At 41.9% G+C, this 18,210-nt stretch carries 16 protein-coding genes; 6 read left to right on the plus strand and 10 right to left on the minus strand.

The window, feature by feature from the left end; translation table 11 throughout:
* The first annotated feature begins 14 nt into the window (after nucleotides 1–14).
* Nucleotides 15–830, plus strand: coding sequence for an NAD-dependent epimerase/dehydratase family protein (locus GBI16_RS03120; RefSeq protein WP_086208968.1), 816 nt, complete (start codon nucleotides 15–17; stop codon nucleotides 828–830).
* Nucleotides 831–1,013: 183 nt separating this feature from the next.
* Here GBI16_RS03120 and GBI16_RS03125 read toward each other — a convergent pair whose 3' ends face one another.
* Nucleotides 1,014–1,457 carry a GNAT family N-acetyltransferase gene (locus GBI16_RS03125; RefSeq protein WP_086208967.1) on the minus strand — a complete coding sequence of 148 codons (444 nt, stop codon included), beginning with the start codon at nucleotides 1,455–1,457 and terminating at the stop codon, nucleotides 1,014–1,016.
* Nucleotides 1,458–1,716: 259 nt separating this feature from the next.
* Nucleotides 1,717–4,290, minus strand: a complete 2,574-nt coding sequence (gene plsB, locus GBI16_RS03130) for a glycerol-3-phosphate 1-O-acyltransferase PlsB (protein WP_086208966.1) — start codon at nucleotides 4,288–4,290, stop codon at nucleotides 1,717–1,719.
* 292 nt (nucleotides 4,291–4,582) lie between these two features.
* On the opposite strand from plsB, the gene GBI16_RS03135 reads away from it, so the two are divergent.
* On the plus strand, nucleotides 4,583–5,455 hold the full coding sequence (locus GBI16_RS03135; RefSeq protein ID WP_086208965.1) for an acyl-CoA thioesterase II: 873 nt from the start codon (nucleotides 4,583–4,585) through the stop codon (nucleotides 5,453–5,455).
* 230 nt (nucleotides 5,456–5,685) lie between these two features.
* Nucleotides 5,686–6,945, plus strand: a complete 1,260-nt coding sequence (locus tag GBI16_RS03140) for a dicarboxylate/amino acid:cation symporter (protein WP_151706514.1) — start codon at nucleotides 5,686–5,688, stop codon at nucleotides 6,943–6,945.
* A gap of 56 nt (nucleotides 6,946–7,001) precedes the next feature.
* Here the strand turns inward: GBI16_RS03140 and GBI16_RS03145 are convergent, their stop codons facing one another.
* The 8 genes from GBI16_RS03145 to GBI16_RS03180 form a co-directional block, all read right to left on the minus strand.
* The gene (locus GBI16_RS03145) at nucleotides 7,002–7,946 is read right to left on the minus strand and encodes a metal-dependent hydrolase (protein ID WP_110974067.1); all 945 of its coding nucleotides are present in this window, start codon (nucleotides 7,944–7,946) and stop codon (nucleotides 7,002–7,004) included.
* Between the two features lie 140 nt (nucleotides 7,947–8,086).
* The gene (gene yihA / locus GBI16_RS03150) at nucleotides 8,087–8,965 is read right to left on the minus strand and encodes a ribosome biogenesis GTP-binding protein YihA/YsxC (RefSeq protein ID WP_119064786.1); all 879 of its coding nucleotides are present in this window, start codon (nucleotides 8,963–8,965) and stop codon (nucleotides 8,087–8,089) included.
* 103 nt (nucleotides 8,966–9,068) lie between these two features.
* Nucleotides 9,069–9,518: an Rrf2 family transcriptional regulator gene (locus GBI16_RS03155; RefSeq protein ID WP_086208961.1), complete on the minus strand. Its 450-nt coding sequence runs from the start codon at nucleotides 9,516–9,518 to the stop codon at nucleotides 9,069–9,071.
* 88 nt (nucleotides 9,519–9,606) lie between these two features.
* Nucleotides 9,607–10,815, minus strand: a complete 1,209-nt coding sequence (gene hmpA, locus GBI16_RS03160) for an NO-inducible flavohemoprotein (RefSeq protein ID WP_151706515.1) — start codon at nucleotides 10,813–10,815, stop codon at nucleotides 9,607–9,609.
* Nucleotides 10,816–11,156: 341 nt separating this feature from the next.
* Nucleotides 11,157–12,152 carry an AraC family transcriptional regulator gene (locus tag GBI16_RS03165; protein ID WP_151706516.1) on the minus strand — a complete coding sequence of 332 codons (996 nt, stop codon included), beginning with the start codon at nucleotides 12,150–12,152 and terminating at the stop codon, nucleotides 11,157–11,159.
* A gap of 53 nt (nucleotides 12,153–12,205) precedes the next feature.
* Nucleotides 12,206–13,036, minus strand: a complete 831-nt coding sequence (locus GBI16_RS03170; protein WP_086208958.1) for an oxidoreductase — start codon at nucleotides 13,034–13,036, stop codon at nucleotides 12,206–12,208.
* A gap of 196 nt (nucleotides 13,037–13,232) precedes the next feature.
* A complete protein-coding gene (locus tag GBI16_RS03175; protein ID WP_086208957.1) occupies nucleotides 13,233–14,813 on the minus strand; it encodes a helicase HerA-like domain-containing protein in 1,581 nt (526 codons plus the stop codon).
* Nucleotides 14,814–14,821: 8 nt separating this feature from the next.
* Complete coding sequence (locus GBI16_RS03180; RefSeq protein WP_086208956.1) at nucleotides 14,822–16,030, minus strand: PLP-dependent transferase; 1,209 nt, start codon at nucleotides 16,028–16,030, stop codon at nucleotides 14,822–14,824.
* Nucleotides 16,031–16,192: 162 nt separating this feature from the next.
* Between GBI16_RS03180 and GBI16_RS03185 the strand changes: the two genes are divergently transcribed.
* From GBI16_RS03185 to rplC, 3 genes are all read left to right on the plus strand, one after another.
* The gene (locus tag GBI16_RS03185; protein WP_086208955.1) at nucleotides 16,193–16,930 is read left to right on the plus strand and encodes a type 1 glutamine amidotransferase; all 738 of its coding nucleotides are present in this window, start codon (nucleotides 16,193–16,195) and stop codon (nucleotides 16,928–16,930) included.
* Between the two features lie 266 nt (nucleotides 16,931–17,196).
* Nucleotides 17,197–17,508 (plus strand): 30S ribosomal protein S10, encoded by a 312-nt coding sequence (gene rpsJ / locus GBI16_RS03190; RefSeq protein ID WP_000070912.1) that lies wholly within the window; start codon nucleotides 17,197–17,199, stop codon nucleotides 17,506–17,508.
* A gap of 60 nt (nucleotides 17,509–17,568) precedes the next feature.
* A complete protein-coding gene (gene rplC / locus GBI16_RS03195; protein WP_086208954.1) occupies nucleotides 17,569–18,207 on the plus strand; it encodes a 50S ribosomal protein L3 in 639 nt (212 codons plus the stop codon).
* The last annotated feature ends 3 nt before the right edge of the window (nucleotides 18,208–18,210 follow it).

Raw genomic sequence — 18,210 nt, forward strand, 5'->3', positions numbered from 1 at the left:
TGATTTGGTGCTAAATGCATATTTTATTTATAGGTTATGGTAAAACATCTCAGCGTGTTGCTAAACAGTTATTTCAGCAAGGCCACCAAATTACCACAATTAGCCGAAGTCCGAAATCAGATGATTGGGCTGAGCATTTGACTCAAGATATTCATCAGTTGGATTTATCCCAAGTCGCACCGATTGATGCTGTGTATGTCTTACTCTCGCCTGAGGGCAGTACGGTGGAATCGTATCAGCGAACTTTTGTAGACTCGGTTGCACCCATGCTACATGCCTTAAAAAGCCATCCTCTAAAAAAAGTGATCGTGGTTTCTTCCACACGTGTCTATAGTGAAAGTGCAGGGGAGCGGGTTGATGATGACACGTGTCCCCAACCGAGCGATGCGCAAGGGCAAGTGCTATTGAACATGGAAACTTTGTGGCAACAGGCTTATCCATTTGAATGTGTGATTGTACGTCCAACAGGCATTTATGGAACCTCAGTTACGCGTATGATTAAACTTGCGGAAACCACGAAAACTTATCCCAAACTACATTGGTCAAACCGAATTCATATTGATGATTTGGTGGCTTTTTTAGCGCACTTGCTTCACGTGGAACATACTGAAAAGTCTTACATTTGTAGCAATAGCCAACCACTGCCTTTGCATGAAATTATCCAATGGTTTCAACAACAGTTAGGACTGCCAGCTTTGGTTTTGAAAAGTGATGTGCCATCAGGCAAGCAAATTTATGCTACGCGGATGCAGCAGATGAATTTTGAATTACAGCATCCACATTGTTTTGATGATTATTTGGCATTGTTAGAAGAGCGTGAGTCAAAATAATTTTTTACTTTCACTCATAAAAAATGTGAAGCATCGTTTGGGAAATGGCTGTGGAACGTGAATAATCATGACAAATCCGTTCTAGTGCGATGAACTATAGAACAGATTTAACTAAGATATTGATGCATATGGGAAAATTTCAATAATTTCGTATAAGGTGTATTATGTTAATTTTAGAAAAAATCAACAATCATCTACTAGTTTCAGTAAGAGAACTTTTGCGTCGTAATTATCTAAACACCATTGATGTTTTTTCATAACTTTTTCATTTACTTGACTAGCATCATGCTCAAACTCATTAAAACCAAATCTTTGATAAAAGGTCTTAAGATTTTCAAATGGGAGGCAATATACTGCTTTAAGGTTTTTCTTTTTAGCTGTTTCTACTAAGTAACCAACCAGCTCATTTGCTAAAGATAGACCTCTAAATTCATCCAGTATATAGATTCCCCCAATTTCGACTTCTTCATCATTGAGGTAAACAATCCTGCCAACACCTGCAAAGTCATCGTTATAAGTAACGATAGCAATAATTTCATTGTCGAAAGAGCTTGGGACAAAATCTATCTTTTGATACTGCGCATTTACCCATTCAAGATCGTTTGCAGTTGCTAATTTTATTGCCACTTTTCATTCCACCCATTTAATTCAGTCTTGGATTAAATCATATGCTTATAAATCCATAGATCATCAGTCTAACTAACCAGTATTGAAGTTACAGACAAAATTTATAAAGTAGCCAATATATGTTTAAAAATAAAACGATCTATATATTTACGATTTACTTAACATAATAGAGCTTATACGCAATAGAACTTAATTTTTATTCATAGACTTATAGCATAGGCACCTACATTTTGTAGATACCTATGCTTTAAAAAAGAAATTACTTCTTCTTACGTTTCAAACGCTTCTTCGCTTGTTCAGCAGCCACTTTGTCTAGCGTGTCTTTCAGTTCTTCATCGCTGAAAGTAGTGATGTGTTGCAACATTTGTAATGTGACATCATCTAAAACCAAGTTGGCATATTGAGCAACGTTTTGGAAGTTCTCATCAAACACAATCGCGTTGTCTGAGTTGGTGCTGATATAACCTTGTTGCGTCAGCACTTTAATAAAGCTCTGGAACAAGGCTTTATCAAAGAATTCAGGTGAATTGAACTCATATAGGACAGACAAACGCTGACCCACCAAATGACTGAGTTCTTCCACCTGACGTGCTGAAATATTCCCAGAACCACGCTGTGTAATTAACGCAAGCGTCATGTAGTAACGCTCAAGACTCTGCATGACTGGCGCTGCCAATACCACCAACTGGTTATGATCTTCGCTGTTTGGAGCAGGGGAAATCAAGTGGCCTTCGGCATCTTCAGAAATCAGTTTGGCTTGAATCAAACCATCTACATAGGCACAAATTTGGTCTTTGAGCTCAGCATCTTCCCATTTTAAAAACAGTTCTGCTTTTAAGAATGGATAGAGCGTGCGAATCACATTGATTAAATCACCACGGCCAATGGTTCCATTGTGTTCAACCAAAGCGGCAACGAGTGATGGCAACACAAAGGCATGTAAAATATTATTACGGAAGTAGGTCAGCAGTACTGCTTGATTGTCCGCAATCGCAATAATGTCGCCCAGTACGTGATTGACGCGTTTGATCAGTTTCAGCTTTAAACCATAAGCAATGATTTCTTTACCTGATAATGGCGTGACCAAGAGGCGCTCATCATAAGGAAGTGTGGTCAACAACTTGCGATAGGTATCAAGCTGTTTGATACAGATTTCTTCATCAAGCGTATGCTTCTCAGTAGCCAACAGAACCAAAGACAGTAATGAAACAGGGTTCACCACAGCGGCACGGTTAATATTTTCTAAAATCGCATGTGCAGAACTATTTACAGCATCAGAGACTTCTTGCGGAATTGGATCATCATTTTTAGCAATGTGTACATTCTCAGCGCCATGCTTTTTCAGCATGTCATCTAAGAAGACTGGTTCGCCAAAGTTGAGATGGACTTTACCGAAAATACGTTCAATTTTGCGTAAAGTTTGCAGAATCCCAAAGACAGATTCAGCTTCTTTCGGTTTACCGTTCATCTCACCAACGTAGGTTGCACCTTCCATCAAGCGTTCATAACCGATATAGGTCGGAACAAAGACAATCGGTTTGGCACGACCACGCAAGTGACTGTGCACCGTCATGGCCAACATACCTGTTTTTGGGGGTAGCAGACGACCTGTACGTGAACGACCACCTTCGATGAAGTATTCTAAAGGTGTGTTACGCGACAAAATACTGTATAGGTATTCTTTAAAGACCGAAGTGTAGAGCGCATTACCGCGGAAAGTACGGCGAATAAAGAATGCACCGCCACCACGTAAAATTTGCCCAACAAATGGCATATTCAGGTTATCGCCCGCGGCAATATAAGGCACCATCAAACCACGGTTATACACCACATAAGACAGCAGTAAATAGTCGATATGGCTACGGTGACATGGGGTATACACAATTTCATAATCTTTTGCCAACTCACGAACCGTATTGAAGTTATGGACTTCAACCCCGTCATAGAGCTGCGTCCATAAACGTGCTAGCGCCATTTCAGCAAAACGGATGGTGGAATGTGAATAGTCCGATACGATTTCATTGACATAACCAATGGCACGACGCTCTGCATCCAACATGCTAATTTTGCCGCGGATACTTTCACGACGAATGGCATCTTGTACATCATTGGCTTTAATCAATGAATGCATCACGTTGCGGCGGTCTGAAAGGTCAGGGCCGAGTACTGCTTCACGGTGTGCATCGAGCTGATTATTTAGGGTGTTTAGAATATACGTTGCAGGTGATAAGTTCGGATAGGTGGTTTTTGCAAAGTCAATTAAAGCACGTAAAGACTGACTTTCATGGAACTCTAAAAATGACTGGCGACCATGTAAACCAATATTCATCAGCTGTTTCACTGTACTTGGTGTTGCCCAAGTGTCAGTAAATAACAATTTAAACCAAGAGTCTTCTTTATCTGGTGAACGCCCCCACAGTACCGTCACAGGCACCAGCTCTACGTCTAAGTCGGGTTGTTTTTCTAAAGCTTCAACCAAACGTAAAAGACGTGGTGGAAAGGTGTGGGATGGAGCGTTAAGTAAATTATTTTCATCGTTATGTTGTAGAAACACGATTGATGCTTTTTCTTGATGTGTACCCAAGACTAAAGGGTCTAGTGCAGGGGAAAGCTTTAAGCGACGTGTTTCACCATCCACCAACAGCGCATTACTGCGAGAGTGGTTTTGGAGTACATAACAGACAATTTTTTTGGGATGGTCTGAAGCTGCTGAGTCAGCATCGTTTGCTGTCGGTTCTGTTGGAACCTCACCCAATACATGTGGGGTTACGATTAGGTCAAGAAGCTTACTTGAAAGCTTTCTATACATTTGACCAAAGCCACTTTTGGACATATACACTCCTGCTTAAATGACCAATCCCGCAGTTTGCCTGAAGGGGTATTTATTTTGCGTAATTGTAAACATAAACAGTATGTCATTTCCTGACAAATTTGTTTTATATGGTGAATTTTATCGTTAAAAATCGTATTTTTAGTCAAAAATAACGAAAAAAAGTTGTGACATCTCAGTCAAGCAATCTCTAGGGTTTTAGTCAGAATTTATGGCAAAATAGGTTTTATACTCTATATATGATACCTATTACTTTACAGAAATATTGGGTATCTCACCATTAAGTAGGTTGTTTATGAATGCTTTAACCCAAGAGTTGGTTGAATTACTGAGCCTCGAAAAAATTGAGGAAAACATCTTTCGTGGACAAAGCCGTAATTTGGTTGGGAAGCGTGTTTTTGGTGGGCAAGTCTTAGGTCAGGCACTGCGTGCAGCATCATATACCACAGATCGTCCTGCACACTCTTTACATGCGTACTTTTTATTTGGTGGTGACGTAAACGCACCGATTATCTATGAAGTCGATCGGATTCGTGATGGGCGTAGTTTTGTCAGCCGTCAAGTGCGTGCCATTCAACATGGTAAAACCATCTTTATGTGTATGGTGTCTTTTGCTGACAATGAAGAAGGGCTGAACTATCAAATTAGCGAACCTGAATACCCAGCACCAGAGTCGCTAAAGTCTGAGGCTGAACTGAAAAAAATGATGGTGGAGTTTGTGCCTGAAAATGTGCGTGCAAGTTTCATGCGAGATCGGCATGTGGAGATTCGTCCCATCAATCCACAAAACCCATATCAACCGCAGCCAGAGGCGCCTGTCTATGCACACTATATTCGTACGCATGACCGCATTGCAACTGAGGTAGATGAGGTTTCGTTACATCAAGCGATTGCGGCATTCTATTCAGACTTTACCTTAATGACTACGGCACTGCGTCCACATGGTTTAAGCTATTTGTCTCCAAGTTTGCAGTGTGCGAGTATCGACCATGCTATGTATTTCCATAAACCATTTCGTGTAGATGAGTTTATGCTATATGACATGGACGCCACAGTGAGTGCCAGTTCACGTGGTTTAAACTTTGGTCGGATGTGGCAAAATGGTGAGCTGGTGTGTAGCACTACGCAAGAAGGTTTGATTCGGCTCCGTGAAATTGAAGCCCAATAAAGCCTGAGTATAGGAAAAAGCTGAGTGATATGACTCAGCTTTTTTTATGACTGATTTTACGACTGAAAGGTGGTCAGAGCTGAGCTATGAGTTGAGTTTCAATTGTCATGGTCTCACCTTTGGTGATAGGTATATGGGGAAATGTGCAGTACTTGTGACAAAAAAATCCTCGATTCTAGCCGGTTCACATGGCATAGTTTCCCAAAGAAATCTTTGAAAAGCATGAAGCTATGAGCTTAAACACGCAAATTCTAATTGCAGCGATCTTTGGGGTCGTCTTCGGGTTTGTTTTAAATCTATTTCCTGAAACCGCTTTTTTAGAAATGAGTTTGTATGGAATTGGAGTGGTCAGTAGTATTTTTATCGGTTTATTAAAAATGCTTCTGATTCCCCTCATTTTTAGCTCAATTGTGGTGGGGGTATCCAACTTACAGGCGGGCGGACAGCTCTCTCGTGTTTGGAAAATTACGGTGGCATGCTGTGTCACCACCACCACTTTGGCCTTGATATTGGGTTTAAGCTGCGCGCATTTGTTTGAAGTCGGCAAAGGTGTCGATATCGCGATGTTTCAAGATGCCATGGCGAATCATCAAACTCCAGATACCCTCACTCCATCTTCGTTCTTCACCAACTTTATTCAAAATACGTTGATTAACCCGTTTAAAGCTTTTGCCGAAGGCAATGTTTTGGCGGTGGTGGTTTTTGCGTTGTTCATAGGTGTGGCACTGGTTAAAGGTGGAGAGCAATTCCGTACTGTGCGTAAGCTGAGTCAGCAGTTCTTTGACATCATGATGCTGATGATTGGGTGGGTGATGAAGCTTGCACCACTGGGAATTTTTGCCTTACTTGCCAAATTGATTGCCACTGAAGACATCTCGGTATTGAGCCGTTTGGCCGAGTTTGCAGCTGTGGTAACGGGCACCACCATTTTTCATGGTCTGGTGGTTTTGCCGCTATTGCTGTGGATTTTTGGCAAGATGAATCCGATCACCTTTTTTAAAGGCACGCGTGTGGCCTTAATTACTGCTTTTGCCACCAGTTCAAGCTCGGCGACTATGCCTTTATCACTGAAATGTGCGCAAGAAAATCTCGGTGTACGTCCGCAAACGGCGGGCTTTGTGATTCCATTGGGGACGCAGCTCAATATGGATGGTACTGCACTGTATGAGGCGGCGGCAGCTTTGTTTATTGCCAACTTGATGGGACTTGATTTGACCTTGAGTCAACAGTTGGTGGTGTGTCTGACCGCGATGATTGCTTCTTTAGGAGCTCCCGGGATTCCGAGTGCAGGCATGGTGACCATGATTATGGTATTGCAGTCTGTCGGGCTTCCTGCGGAAGCGATTGCGATTTTATTGCCGATAGATCGCTTACTGGATACCGTGCGTACCGTGGTCAATGTACAAGGCGACATGATGATTAGTGTGGTGGTCGATCGACATACCCAAGACCTGGATGCTCCTTTACCGAATTTATCAAATTCATCTTAAGTCTTGCTCTAGAATAAAAAAGCAGCCGATTGAGCTGCTTTTTTTTATTTTTGGATTTAAGCGACTTTGAGCATGGCACGTTTTGCCGCAGGGGATTGGTCTAAGTAGGTAATCGCATCTTCTGTTTTGGCTTCGTGTACAGGGTCATACCATGGCACCAAATAGCCGAACTGTTGTGACACTAACCAGAGCGGGCTTGGTAGTACTTGATGATTCCGCTTGGAAATAGAGAACCATTCACGCCAAATCCAAGGTTTAAACAGACTGGGTTGAATCGACTTAAAGCGGTCATCTTGTTTCATAATATGGGCTGCACCATCGACCCATAAACCGAGAACGGCAGCAATCACGACGAGACTCAAATAATAACGTGCAATATAGCCACCGCCTAAATGTCGGTACAAATCAAATGCGACGGTACGGTGTTCAATTTCTTCTGCGCCGTGCCATTTCACTAAGTCCAACATAGCAGGGTCTGCGCCCATTTTCTCCCATTCAGTGTTATACAGTGCATATTTGCCAAGTACGCAGGTCATGTGTTCCACCGTCGCAATAATGCCAAGTCGAAACAAATCCCACTGGTGTTCAAGTGCTTTGGGTACAGTTAGATCAAGGGGTTTATCGGCCAGTAATTTTCCAAATAAGAAATCCATCAACTCTAGATTACGGGAGACATCAATCTTTCTTTGGCTGAGATACTCTTTATTGGCTGAGTTGTGTGCTTGCGCATGCATGGCTTCTTGGCGGATAAAGGCTTGTACATCTTGCTTCAGCTTTTCATCGCTAATTTGCGGTAAGACTTTGTTGTAGAGGCGGCAGAACCAAAACTCACCTGCGGGTAGGATCATATTAATTTCATTGATGAAATAACTGGCAAATGGTTGGTTGGGAATCCAATCAATCGGGCTGTCTTGCCATTCAAATTTAACTTTTCGGGGCTTAATGGTGTAGGCAATCGAGGAGCGAATTTTGTTTTTTTTCAATCGAGACCATAATTTCATATGCTGACCTATTTTTATATGTGTTGAACTTTTTCACGAGTTGAATAAATTCAGTATAAAAAAAAGTCCCCGATTGTGATTAGCAATAGGGGACACAGATACAGCAATAGATGATGCTTTTATCGAATGGCGTTTAAAACTTAAGCCTCAGACTGTGGTTTGGTTTCAACATCGCCTTTGGTTTCAATACGATCTTCAGCGTCAATATCCATAGCTACTTCAGTATCTTCATCGAATTCGTCTGCATCCAACTCATCTGCTGTCGCATCTGGAATGCTGCTTAAATCAAAGTGTTGAGCTTGATCTAAAGTGAAATTCAGGCGTCCACCCATCACGCTCGCCAGTTCTTCTAGACCTTGTTTGTTGAGGGAGGAGAACAATTGAATTGAGAAATCCAATTTCATCTTTTTCAATTGGGCTTTAACTTCTTGCAATGCCTTAGAAGCAGGGCCACGGTTGAGTTTGTCGGACTTGGTGAGTAGTACATGCACAAACAATTTACGCGAATAAGCCCATTCCAACATCATCACGTCAAAGTGCTGTAGCGGATGACGAATATCCATTAACAATACTAAGCCTTGTAAGCTTTTACGCTGAATCAGGTAGTTTTCTAACTCTTTTTGCCACACGATTTTCATCGCTTCAGGCACGGCTGCATAACCATAACCGGGTAAGTCGACCAGACGTTGGTCAGGATTCCCCAGACTGAAAAAGTTAATCATCTGCGTACGACCCGGTCTTTTCGAGGCACGAGCTAATTGCTTTTGGTTGGTTAAGGCATTGATAGCACTAGACTTACCTGCATTTGAACGACCCGCAAAGGCAATTTCATAACCTGTATCTTCAACACAAAGATTGAGCTTCGGGGCACTCATTAAAAACTCGGCTTTACGCAGCCAGTTGAGAGCGCGCACAGCATATTCAGTAACTGCAGAATCTACCTTTTTTTCATAGCTAATTTTTTGCTTTGGGGCAGCAGCAATCTTACTGTTTTTGGATTTTCCTCGGCTGTGGTGCATAACTCAACTTCAATTTATGATCTACAATCAGCCATTATAATAGAAGTCGGGCAGGCAATCGACCTTTGCAACATAAAGTCGGCAATCTTGTCGAGAAAAGACTTCAGTCTACAAGATTGATCAAGCTAATCGGGGAGTGTGTTGCAAACTTATTCTGCGAAGGGGTACCAAGCACATCAGCTAGGGTGTATTGGTCTAAGCTGTTGTAAAACTCATCTAAGGCATTATCTAAAATACCTTTCAGACCACAGTTAGAGCGGAGTACACAGGGCGGGGTATTGCATTCAACTATGTTTTGATCGGCTTGTAAAACCCGCACAATCTGCCCTAGTCTTAAATGTAGGGTTTCTGGGTTGAGTCGAATCCCACCACCACGACCGCGTGCGGTAATAATCCATTGCTGCTTTGCCATAAAATGCACGATTTTCATCAAGTGATTTTCAGACACTTGAAGTGCTTGAGCAAGTTCTGCAATGGTATGTGGCAGCGCTTTCGGCTGAGAGACATACATCAGAATTCGCAAAGCATAATCTGTAAATTTATTGAGCTGCATGAGGGTATTAATCGTCGATACGCAAAAAACAAAGGGCTAGTCTAGCATAACCTGACTAACCCACTCTATTTTATGCCGATGGCATCAGTTAGTGATGAACACCACCTGTACCAAAAGCTTCACTGTGGATATTTTCGGCAGGAACACCACGGGCAATCAGAGCTTTTTGTTGCTCAGCCATAAATGGCATTGGACCACATAAATAATAATCTGCTTGCGTTGGTAGAATCGCACTATCAATGGTACTCAAATCAAGACGACCTTTCGCATCAAAGTCTTGACCTAAAATATCACTTTGATGTGGAAACTCGTAAGCAGTAAAGGTACTTAGGCGAGGGTACTTCGCTTTTAAGTCATGAATGTGCTGTTTCATGGCATGCACTTGTTTACTACGACATGCATGAATGAAGGTTACAGGCTGAGGCATATCTAAAGTCACCAATTGATTCAGCATTGCCACCATTGGGGTGAGACCCACACCACCACTAATAAAGACATTACGTTTGTTTGGATCAATCAGGTAGAAGTTACCTGTTGGTGCAGAGACTTCAATTTCGGCACCAACGTCCAGACCATGTAGAGTATTTGAAACCCAGCCTGCAACCAAGTCGCCTTTTTCATCTTCACGTTTAACTGAGATGCGTAAATAATCTGCTTGAGGACTCGTTGAAAGGGTGTATTGGCGTGGTTGTTTTAGGCCAAGTTCTTCAACAAATACACGTACTGAAATGTACTGACCCGCTTCATATTGTGGTAAATCACCACCGTCTACAGGGGCAAGATAGAAAGAGGTGATTTCTTCACTTTCAACCACTTTTTTCGCGATTTTAAAGTTGCGCCAGCCTAACCAACTTCCTTTGGTTTGTTGATGCTGTTCATAAATTGCCTTTTCGGTGCTAATGAATAAGTCAGCCAACTGACCATAAGCAGCAGCCCACGCACCAATTAAAGGGTCTTCCATTGAAATACTTAAAACTTCGCTGATGGAATGTAGCAGATTTTCCCCAACAATATTGTAATCAGGAGCTTGAATATTCAAGCTCACATGTTTATGTGCAATCAGCTCAACCACTGGAAGCAATACAGAAGGATCTTCAATGTTTTCGGCATAAGCTAACACTGCGCCAGCCAAAGCTTGAGCTTGAGCACCGCTACGTTGGTGACCCATATTAAAGGTTTCTTTTAAAGCAGGGTTATTACCTAACATGCGGTTATAAAAATAACCTGTGAGCGCGACACCGTTTTCACGGAGGACAGGAACAGTTGCTTTTACAAGGTCAATTTGCTGCGGAGTCATGGTTGATCTCTCTTGGCTATCATTTATAAGATGTATTAAAAATATACCTTTAAAGATGTAATGTAAATACATCTTTATACTAAAAGGATAAAATATTTTCAGGCGTATAGGAAAGTTTTTGATGTGATGGTGAATTCTTTAACATTTTTAATATCTTCGTTTGCTCTTTTGGGATGTTTATTATTGCGCCTATAGGAATGTTTTTTATATTTCTATGAAACATTATATGGAATTGATGTTTCATTTAGCGTTTCTTCAACTGATTACGTAGATTTTCTTTAGTGTTCAATGGTGACAAGGCGTGAGGTATTGATTCATCAAGAGGTCTTTTTATTATTTGATTATGAATAGCGATGTCGAAAAGCATAGGGCGTTTCGCCTGTCCACTTTTTGAAGGCGCGAGCAAAAGAGTTCACTTCTTGAAAACCGAGTAGATAAGAGACCTCACTAGGGCTAATTGAGGAGCGGGTGAGATAGTGTTCGGCTAGAGCTTGGCGCGTGTTATCCAAAATGCTTTGGAAGTTGGTCTGCTCTTCCTCTAAAAGTCGTTGTAAGCTACGCTTACTGAGCGTCAGTTTTTCTGCGACATCCTCAATTCGGCTAAATCCAGCAGGTAAATATTCTAGTAAAATTGTTTTTACTTTTTCTTGGGTTTGCACCGCATTGTTTAAATTCAGCAGATTTTGTCTGAGATTGGGCTCAAAAAATGCCCACATGGTTGGGTTTGCTGTCAAGAAGGGTTTGGTGCAGTCTACGTGTGAAAAACTGATCGAAATTTTTGAGCCTTTCTTTGGGGTGACACCAAAGTAGTCTCGATAGGGCGTGAGTTGTTCGGGGAGCTCAGGTAAAGTGATTGCTAGTGGTATAATATGGCTACGCAGGCATAATCGTGCCAACTGCGTAAAAAAGACCAATTCTGTCAGTATCAGACTTTGGGGAATGGCTGCGCCGACTTGATAGAACTCAATGTCTAAGCGCATTTGCTGAGCATCGGTTGCTGTATTTAGATGAATAGGGCCAATCAATTTTTTAAACAGCGCTATGCGTTCCAAAGCAACGCTTAAATTGGGGCTGCATATACACGCAAAAATGGCGGGATCGAAAAGTTCTACTGAGAGCATTTGCCCGATTTTAAGCGGTAAATGCTCAATATTTGCAATATGCTCAACAGCTTCCCAAAATTGAAAATAATGTTGTGGTGTGAGTTCCATTTTTTCACGGTTAAACGCATCTAATGGCAGGGCAGCTTGTCGAACTACATCTTCAGGTCGGATGCCTAAATCAATCAAAAAAAGCCTCCAATTAGGTTGCAGTACAAACTTTGTTGCATATTTCATGGCGGCAACCCCTGCATTAGATATTGTGATTTCATGTGAATGAGTCGCTGGCTTTATTTAACGACTGACATGACCATCATATCGAAAATACGATCCCCAAACCATTTGCGCACAAAAATCATGAGTTTGGCATACTTGCCACCCACATATCGGGTCTTTGGTTGCTTTGCATTAACGGCTTTTATCAACATATCGACCACGACTTGTACATCTGAGAGCTCACCTTTACGCACCGATTCATTGGTAGCATGGGCAACCGATTGCGCCATGTGGGCATAAGCACCTGTACCTGAACGTGAGAGCATGGGTTGGAGCATGACGTCGGCAAATTCAGTATTAATCGCACCAGGTTCGATCACAACCACATCAATATTAAAAGCTTTCAGCTCTAGACGTAGGCAATCTGACCAGCCTTCAACAGCATGTTTACTGGCATGATACCAACTGCCGAGCGGCGTATAAATTTTGCCACCCATAGAGGAGATGTTGATGATGCGCCCTTTATTTTTTTGGCGCATGGCGGGCAAAACTTGTTGGGTCAATTCAGCCATGCCAAACAGATTCACTTCAAATTGATAGCGGGCGTCTGCAATCGACGTATCTTCCATGGCACCGTATAAGCCAAATCCTGCACAGTTAATCAGGATATCGACACCTTGGGTTTCTCGTTCAATCTGTTGGATGACTTGATGAATATCTTCAGATCGGCTGATGTCCATTTTTAATGTACGAGCGCCGAGTATTTTTAGCTCATTCATTGCTTCAAGACGACGTGCTACAGCATATACGAGGGCGCCTTGTTGTAATAAGGCGCGTGTAAATGCTCTACCCATGCCTGATGATGCGCCTGTAATTAATACCACTTGTTCTTGGGCTTTATTCATTTCACTATCCTCAATACTTTGTTGATCTAACTTGATGATTGAATTTTAGTGATTGAGTCCAGCTTTCTGACATCCGATCATGCCAAGTTATATGCAGATGACGTCATGTTGTAATGGAGTATTTAATCGTCGTACATAAAAAACGTCACCAAAAATTGGTGACGTTGAATGAAGGTTGTAAGCAGTTAGGCGCGCATTACTTACCAAAAATAGACCCTAAAATACCACGCATAATTTTCTGTCCAGTACTGCCACCCAGACTACGTGCTGCACTTTTGGCAAAGGTTCCGACTGTGTCTTGAATTAGCTTCTCACGCTGTTTAGCTGAGCGCTCAGCTTCTTTTTGCTGTTCTTTGGCAACACGCTCCTGTTCACGCGCTTGTTGTTTGGCAATTGCTTCCGCTTCTTTGGCTTGTTGTTTTGCGAGCTGCTCTTGTTCTTTGGCTTGTTGTTTTTCTTGCTCTATCTGTACCGCTTGTTGTTGGCGTTCAGCGACTTTGTTTTGTAACAATTCAAAGGCACTTTCGCGGTCTAATGTTTTCTCATAAATGCCAGCGACAATACTTTGTGAGATTAAGACCTGACGTTGTTCAGGGCTAATCGGGCTGAACGATGAGTAGGGAGGCATGACCCATGCACGTTCTACAATTTGCGGTGTACCTTGCTCATCAAGGCAGCTAATCAGCGCTTCCCCGACAGCTAGTTCGGTAATGGCTTGTTCAACCTTAAATTCAGGATTGGCACGGAAGGTATCTGCTGCTGTTTTTACAGCCTTTTGGTCTTTTGGGGTGAAAGCACGCAACGCATGCTGAATACGGTTACCCAACTGCCCCAAAACGCTTTCGGGTAAATCAAGAGGATTTTGGGTGACAAAGTAGATCCCCACACCTTTAGATCGAATTAGACGGACCACCTGTTCAATTTTTTCTTGTAGTGCTGCACTGGCATTATCAAACAATAAATGCGCTTCATCAAAGAAGAACACCAGTTTAGGCTTGTCCATATCACCCACTTCAGGGAGCTGTTCAAACAGTTCGGAGAGCATCCACAATAAAAAGGTTGCATACAACTTCGGCGTATTCATCAGCTTGTCTGCAGCTAAAATATTGATATAGCCGTGTCCATTACTGTCGGTTTGAATAAAGTCGAGAATATTTAAGCTAGGTTCACCAAAGAATTGATCACCACCTTGATCGGCTAGAGCCAGTAAATTGCGCTGAATGGCACCAAGACTAGCAGGCGATAGATTGCCATATTCTGCTTTAAACTCAGCAGCATGTTCGCTGACATAGCTAATCATGGCTTTTAAGTCTTTAAAGTCGATCAATAGTAGACCTTGATCATCCGCAATACGAAACACCGCAGAAAGGACACCTTCCTGAGTATCATTTAAATTCAGCATGCGCGCTAGAAGTAATGGGCCAATTTCTGTAATTGTTGTACGAATAGGATGACCTTGTTCAGCAAATAAATCCCAAAACACTACAGGGGATGCGGCAAACGGAATACTATCAATACCTAAGCTTTTGATACGTTCATCAAACTTAGGATTGGCTGTTCCTGCTTGGGCTAAGCTTGAAACATCACCTTTGGCATCAGCCAGAAACACGGGTACACCGAGTCGTGAAAAACTTTCAGCTAATACTTTTAAAGTGATGGTTTTGCCTGTCCCTGTTGCACCAGCAATTAAGCCATGGCGGTTAGCAAATTTTGAATGTAGAACCACGTCTTGTTGGGTATCACTGGTTTTTTTTGCAATGATAATCGGTGTACTCATATTTCTTCCTATTCGGTTTTCTTGTGATGGCTATTCAATTGTTTTAGTGCGTTTTCTATATCTTGAATTAAATCGTTAGGATGTTCCAGTCCTATACAAAAGCGAACCAATAAACCTTGTTGTAAATGTGTATGTTCAAGCAGACGCATGTCTTTGAGATCATAGAGCATCACTAAACTGACGGGACCACCCCAGCTAAAACCCAGTTTAAACAAAGACAAGGCATCACAAAAATGACGAATATCTTGTAAGTTAAACTCTGGTTTAAAAATCACACTGACCAAACCTGCACTGTGTTGTTCTATGCAAATATCTTTCCAAAAGGAGTGACCTGCAGTATTCGGATCTGCTGGGTGTAAAACTTGTACAAATTCAGGTCGTTGCTTTAGCCAAGTGAGGAGTTGTATTGCACTTTGCGACTGTGCAGCATAGCGAACACGCATCGAGGCCAGACTGCGCTGCACTTGAGCAACATCATCTCCCGATACACAAATGCCTTGAATGGCATGCATTCGAAATAATTGATGGTGCAAATGTTGCTTACGTGTGACCACAGAACCCATCAAGATATCACCGCCACCGCTGGGGTACTTGGTTAGGGCATGTACGGTCATATCGACACTTAAATGTGCATCACTAAAATCAAAAGCATTAAAGGCAAGACCTGCTCCCCAAGTATTATCCAAAGCGGTGAGTATGTTATGTGCTTGTGCCTTTTTAACAAGTCCAGCTAAATTGGGAAACTCTAAAGTGACTGAGCCTGCTGCCTCTAACCAGATTAGTTTTGCTTTTTCCGTTGGCTGAAATGAGTTCACATCAATGGCGTTATAGACTTTGACCGTAATGTCATAGCGCTTTTCCAGATTGCGCAGATGCTCCATGTTCGGACCGTAAATATTGTCTGCAACCCAAACTTCATCACCCTGACTGAGAAAACATGAATTGACTAGATTAATGGCGGATAAACCACTGGGTGCCAGTAAGCAATATTTACCCCCTTCAATTTGTGCAATGTTATCGCCCAATGTGAATGTGGTAGGAGTGCCATGGGTGCCATAACTGTAATCATATTCATCTGTCCAATGGCGATTAAATAGTGCATCGGTATTTTTAAAAATGATCGTTGATGCACGATAGAGGGGAGGTTGAATGGTTGAAATGGATTGCGGGGCTTGTCTTGGTGCATGGATTAAAGCGGTTTGCGGATTTTTCTTCACGAATCGACTCAACATAAAGCGCTAAATTGTTTTAGCTTAAGAGAAAGTGATGAAATAGGCTAGAAAATTGAGTAAATGTAAGTAAAGCTCAGCAAAATAAAAAAGTTGGCTTCAATTTTGCTAAACCATCTGAAGAGATAGCATAAAAGAAGGCTTAAGCGCATGAAGTCGCATTTAAAAGTACATTATTTTCAGCATATTGCTGGTGAAGGGTTCGGTAGTTGTTATGAATATTTGAAAAAGCAAGGTGCTGTTATAAGTGCAACGGAGTTTTTTGCATTACCCGTTGATCAGGCTCTGGAAATTGAAGCTTTACCCAACATTGAAGATGTGGATTTACTTATCATTATGGGGGGAACAATGAGCGTTAATGATGAAGTAAATTATCCATGGCTAAAGATAGAAAAACGTTGGTTACGTCGGTATTTGGCATCAGGTAAACCTGTCATTGGGCTATGCTTAGGGGGGCAGTTGATTGCAAATGCACTTGGGGCTGCTGTGAGTCGAAATGAACAACAGGAACTAGGTTGGACAACAGTACGGAAAATTCAACATGTGCCAATAGAATGTTTTGAGCTACCAGAACAATTTAATGTAATGCAATGGCATAGTGAAACGTTTGAAATTCCTAAAGGGGCTATTCATTTGGCAGAAAATACCATCTGTCGTAATCAAATGTACCAAATTGGCAAAAACGTATTGGGTTTTCAGTTTCACCCAGAAATCACACCTGAAACATTAGACTTGTTTTTAGAGAATGATGATGAGTTGAGTAAATTTTCAGGGCGTTATGTCACCGCGGAAACAGAATTGAAAAAAACACCTAAATTAAATTTTATTGAAGGAAATCAGATTCTTAACAGGGCTATTGAATATGTGCTCCGACAAACAATATATTGATGATTTTTTAAGCTACTGAAAATGCAAACAAATTGAAAATATTGTAAAAACTCGAAAATCAATTTGCTTATGCATTAAACAATGGCTATAATGAGCGACCCTTTAATGAAAGGGGGTTGGCTACGAATAAAGTAGTTAACATCGTGACAGTCGTGGCATCGATCATGACCTTAGTGATATTTCACTGCTCTTGACACTTACCTTAAATAGTGGGGTGAGATGCGTCAAGAGTGATTCTTTATATATTTGGCTTGGAGTTTACTGGTATGTCTAACCAGAGAATTCGTATCCGTCTTAAGTCTTTTGATCACCGTCTAATTGATCAATCAGCTCAAGAAATCGTAGAAACAGCAAAACGTACTGGTGCACAGGTTTGTGGTCCAATTCCAATGCCTACACGCATTGAACGTTTTAACGTTTTAACATCACCACACGTTAATAAAGATGCGCGTGACCAATACGAGATCCGCACTTACAAACGTTTGATCGACATCGTTCAACCTACAGACAAAACTGTAGATGCATTGATGAAGTTGGATCTTGCAGCTGGTGTTGATGTTCAGATCGCATTGGGTTAAGGCTTTCGGGTTAATTAACTCTCTAAGTTAATTAGGCCGCTTTTTTAGAGGTTTATGCACATGGCTATTGGTTTAGTCGGTCGCAAGTGCGGTATGACACGTATCTTTACAGATGCTGGTGTTTCTGTGCCTGTTACAGTGATTGAGGTTGATCCTAACCGCATCACTCAAATCAAAACGCTTGAAACTGATGGTTATCAAGCGATTCAAATCACTACTGGTGAACGTCGCGAATCTCGCGTAACTAACGCTCAGAAAGGTCACTTCGCTAAAGCGGGTGTTGCTGCTGGTCGTTTAGTTCAAGAATTCCGTGCAACAGAAGCTGATCTTGAAGGTCGTGAAGTTGGTGGAACTATCGGTGTAGACTTGTTTACAGTGGGTCAAGTTGTTGACGTAACTGGCCAGTCGAAAGGTAAAGGTTTCCAAGGTGGTGTTAAGCGTTGGAACTTCCGTACGCAAGACGCAACTCACGGTAACTCAGTTTCTCACCGTGTTCTAGGTTCTACAGGTCAAAACCAGACTCCTGGTCGCGTATTCAAAGGCAAAAAAATGGCTGGCCATTTAGGTGCTGAACGCGTAACTGTACAGGGTCTAGAAATTGTATCTATCGACGCAGAACGTTCAGTTTTAGTAGTAAAAGGTGCGATTCCTGGCGCTACTGGCGGTGACGTAACTGTTCGTCCTACGATCAAGGCCTGAGGG

It is taken from the genome of Acinetobacter sp. TUM15064, from assembly GCF_008980265.1.
GTDB lineage: Bacteria > Pseudomonadota > Gammaproteobacteria > Pseudomonadales > Moraxellaceae > Acinetobacter.

Coding starts and splice junctions, on each gene's coding strand:
- GBI16_RS03145 (WP_110974067.1), bottom strand. CDS start 7,946: ATGAAATTATGGTCTCGATTGAAAAAAAACAAAATTCGCTCCTCGATT.
- GBI16_RS03120 (WP_086208968.1), top strand. CDS start 15: ATGCATATTTTATTTATAGGTTATGGTAAAACATCTCAGCGTGTTGCT.
- GBI16_RS03135 (WP_086208965.1), top strand. CDS start 4,583: ATGAATGCTTTAACCCAAGAGTTGGTTGAATTACTGAGCCTCGAAAAA.
- plsB (WP_086208966.1), bottom strand. CDS start 4,290: ATGTCCAAAAGTGGCTTTGGTCAAATGTATAGAAAGCTTTCAAGTAAG.
- GBI16_RS03185 (WP_086208955.1), top strand. CDS start 16,193: ATGAAGTCGCATTTAAAAGTACATTATTTTCAGCATATTGCTGGTGAA.
- rplC (WP_086208954.1), top strand. CDS start 17,569: ATGGCTATTGGTTTAGTCGGTCGCAAGTGCGGTATGACACGTATCTTT.
- GBI16_RS03155 (WP_086208961.1), bottom strand. CDS start 9,518: ATGCAGCTCAATAAATTTACAGATTATGCTTTGCGAATTCTGATGTAT.
- GBI16_RS03175 (WP_086208957.1), bottom strand. CDS start 14,813: ATGAGTACACCGATTATCATTGCAAAAAAAACCAGTGATACCCAACAA.
- GBI16_RS03170 (WP_086208958.1), bottom strand. CDS start 13,036: ATGAATAAAGCCCAAGAACAAGTGGTATTAATTACAGGCGCATCATCA.
- rpsJ (WP_000070912.1), top strand. CDS start 17,197: ATGTCTAACCAGAGAATTCGTATCCGTCTTAAGTCTTTTGATCACCGT.
- hmpA (WP_151706515.1), bottom strand. CDS start 10,815: ATGACTCCGCAGCAAATTGACCTTGTAAAAGCAACTGTTCCTGTCCTC.
- GBI16_RS03165 (WP_151706516.1), bottom strand. CDS start 12,152: ATGAAATATGCAACAAAGTTTGTACTGCAACCTAATTGGAGGCTTTTT.
- yihA (WP_119064786.1), bottom strand. CDS start 8,965: ATGCACCACAGCCGAGGAAAATCCAAAAACAGTAAGATTGCTGCTGCC.
- GBI16_RS03140 (WP_151706514.1), top strand. CDS start 5,686: ATGAGCTTAAACACGCAAATTCTAATTGCAGCGATCTTTGGGGTCGTC.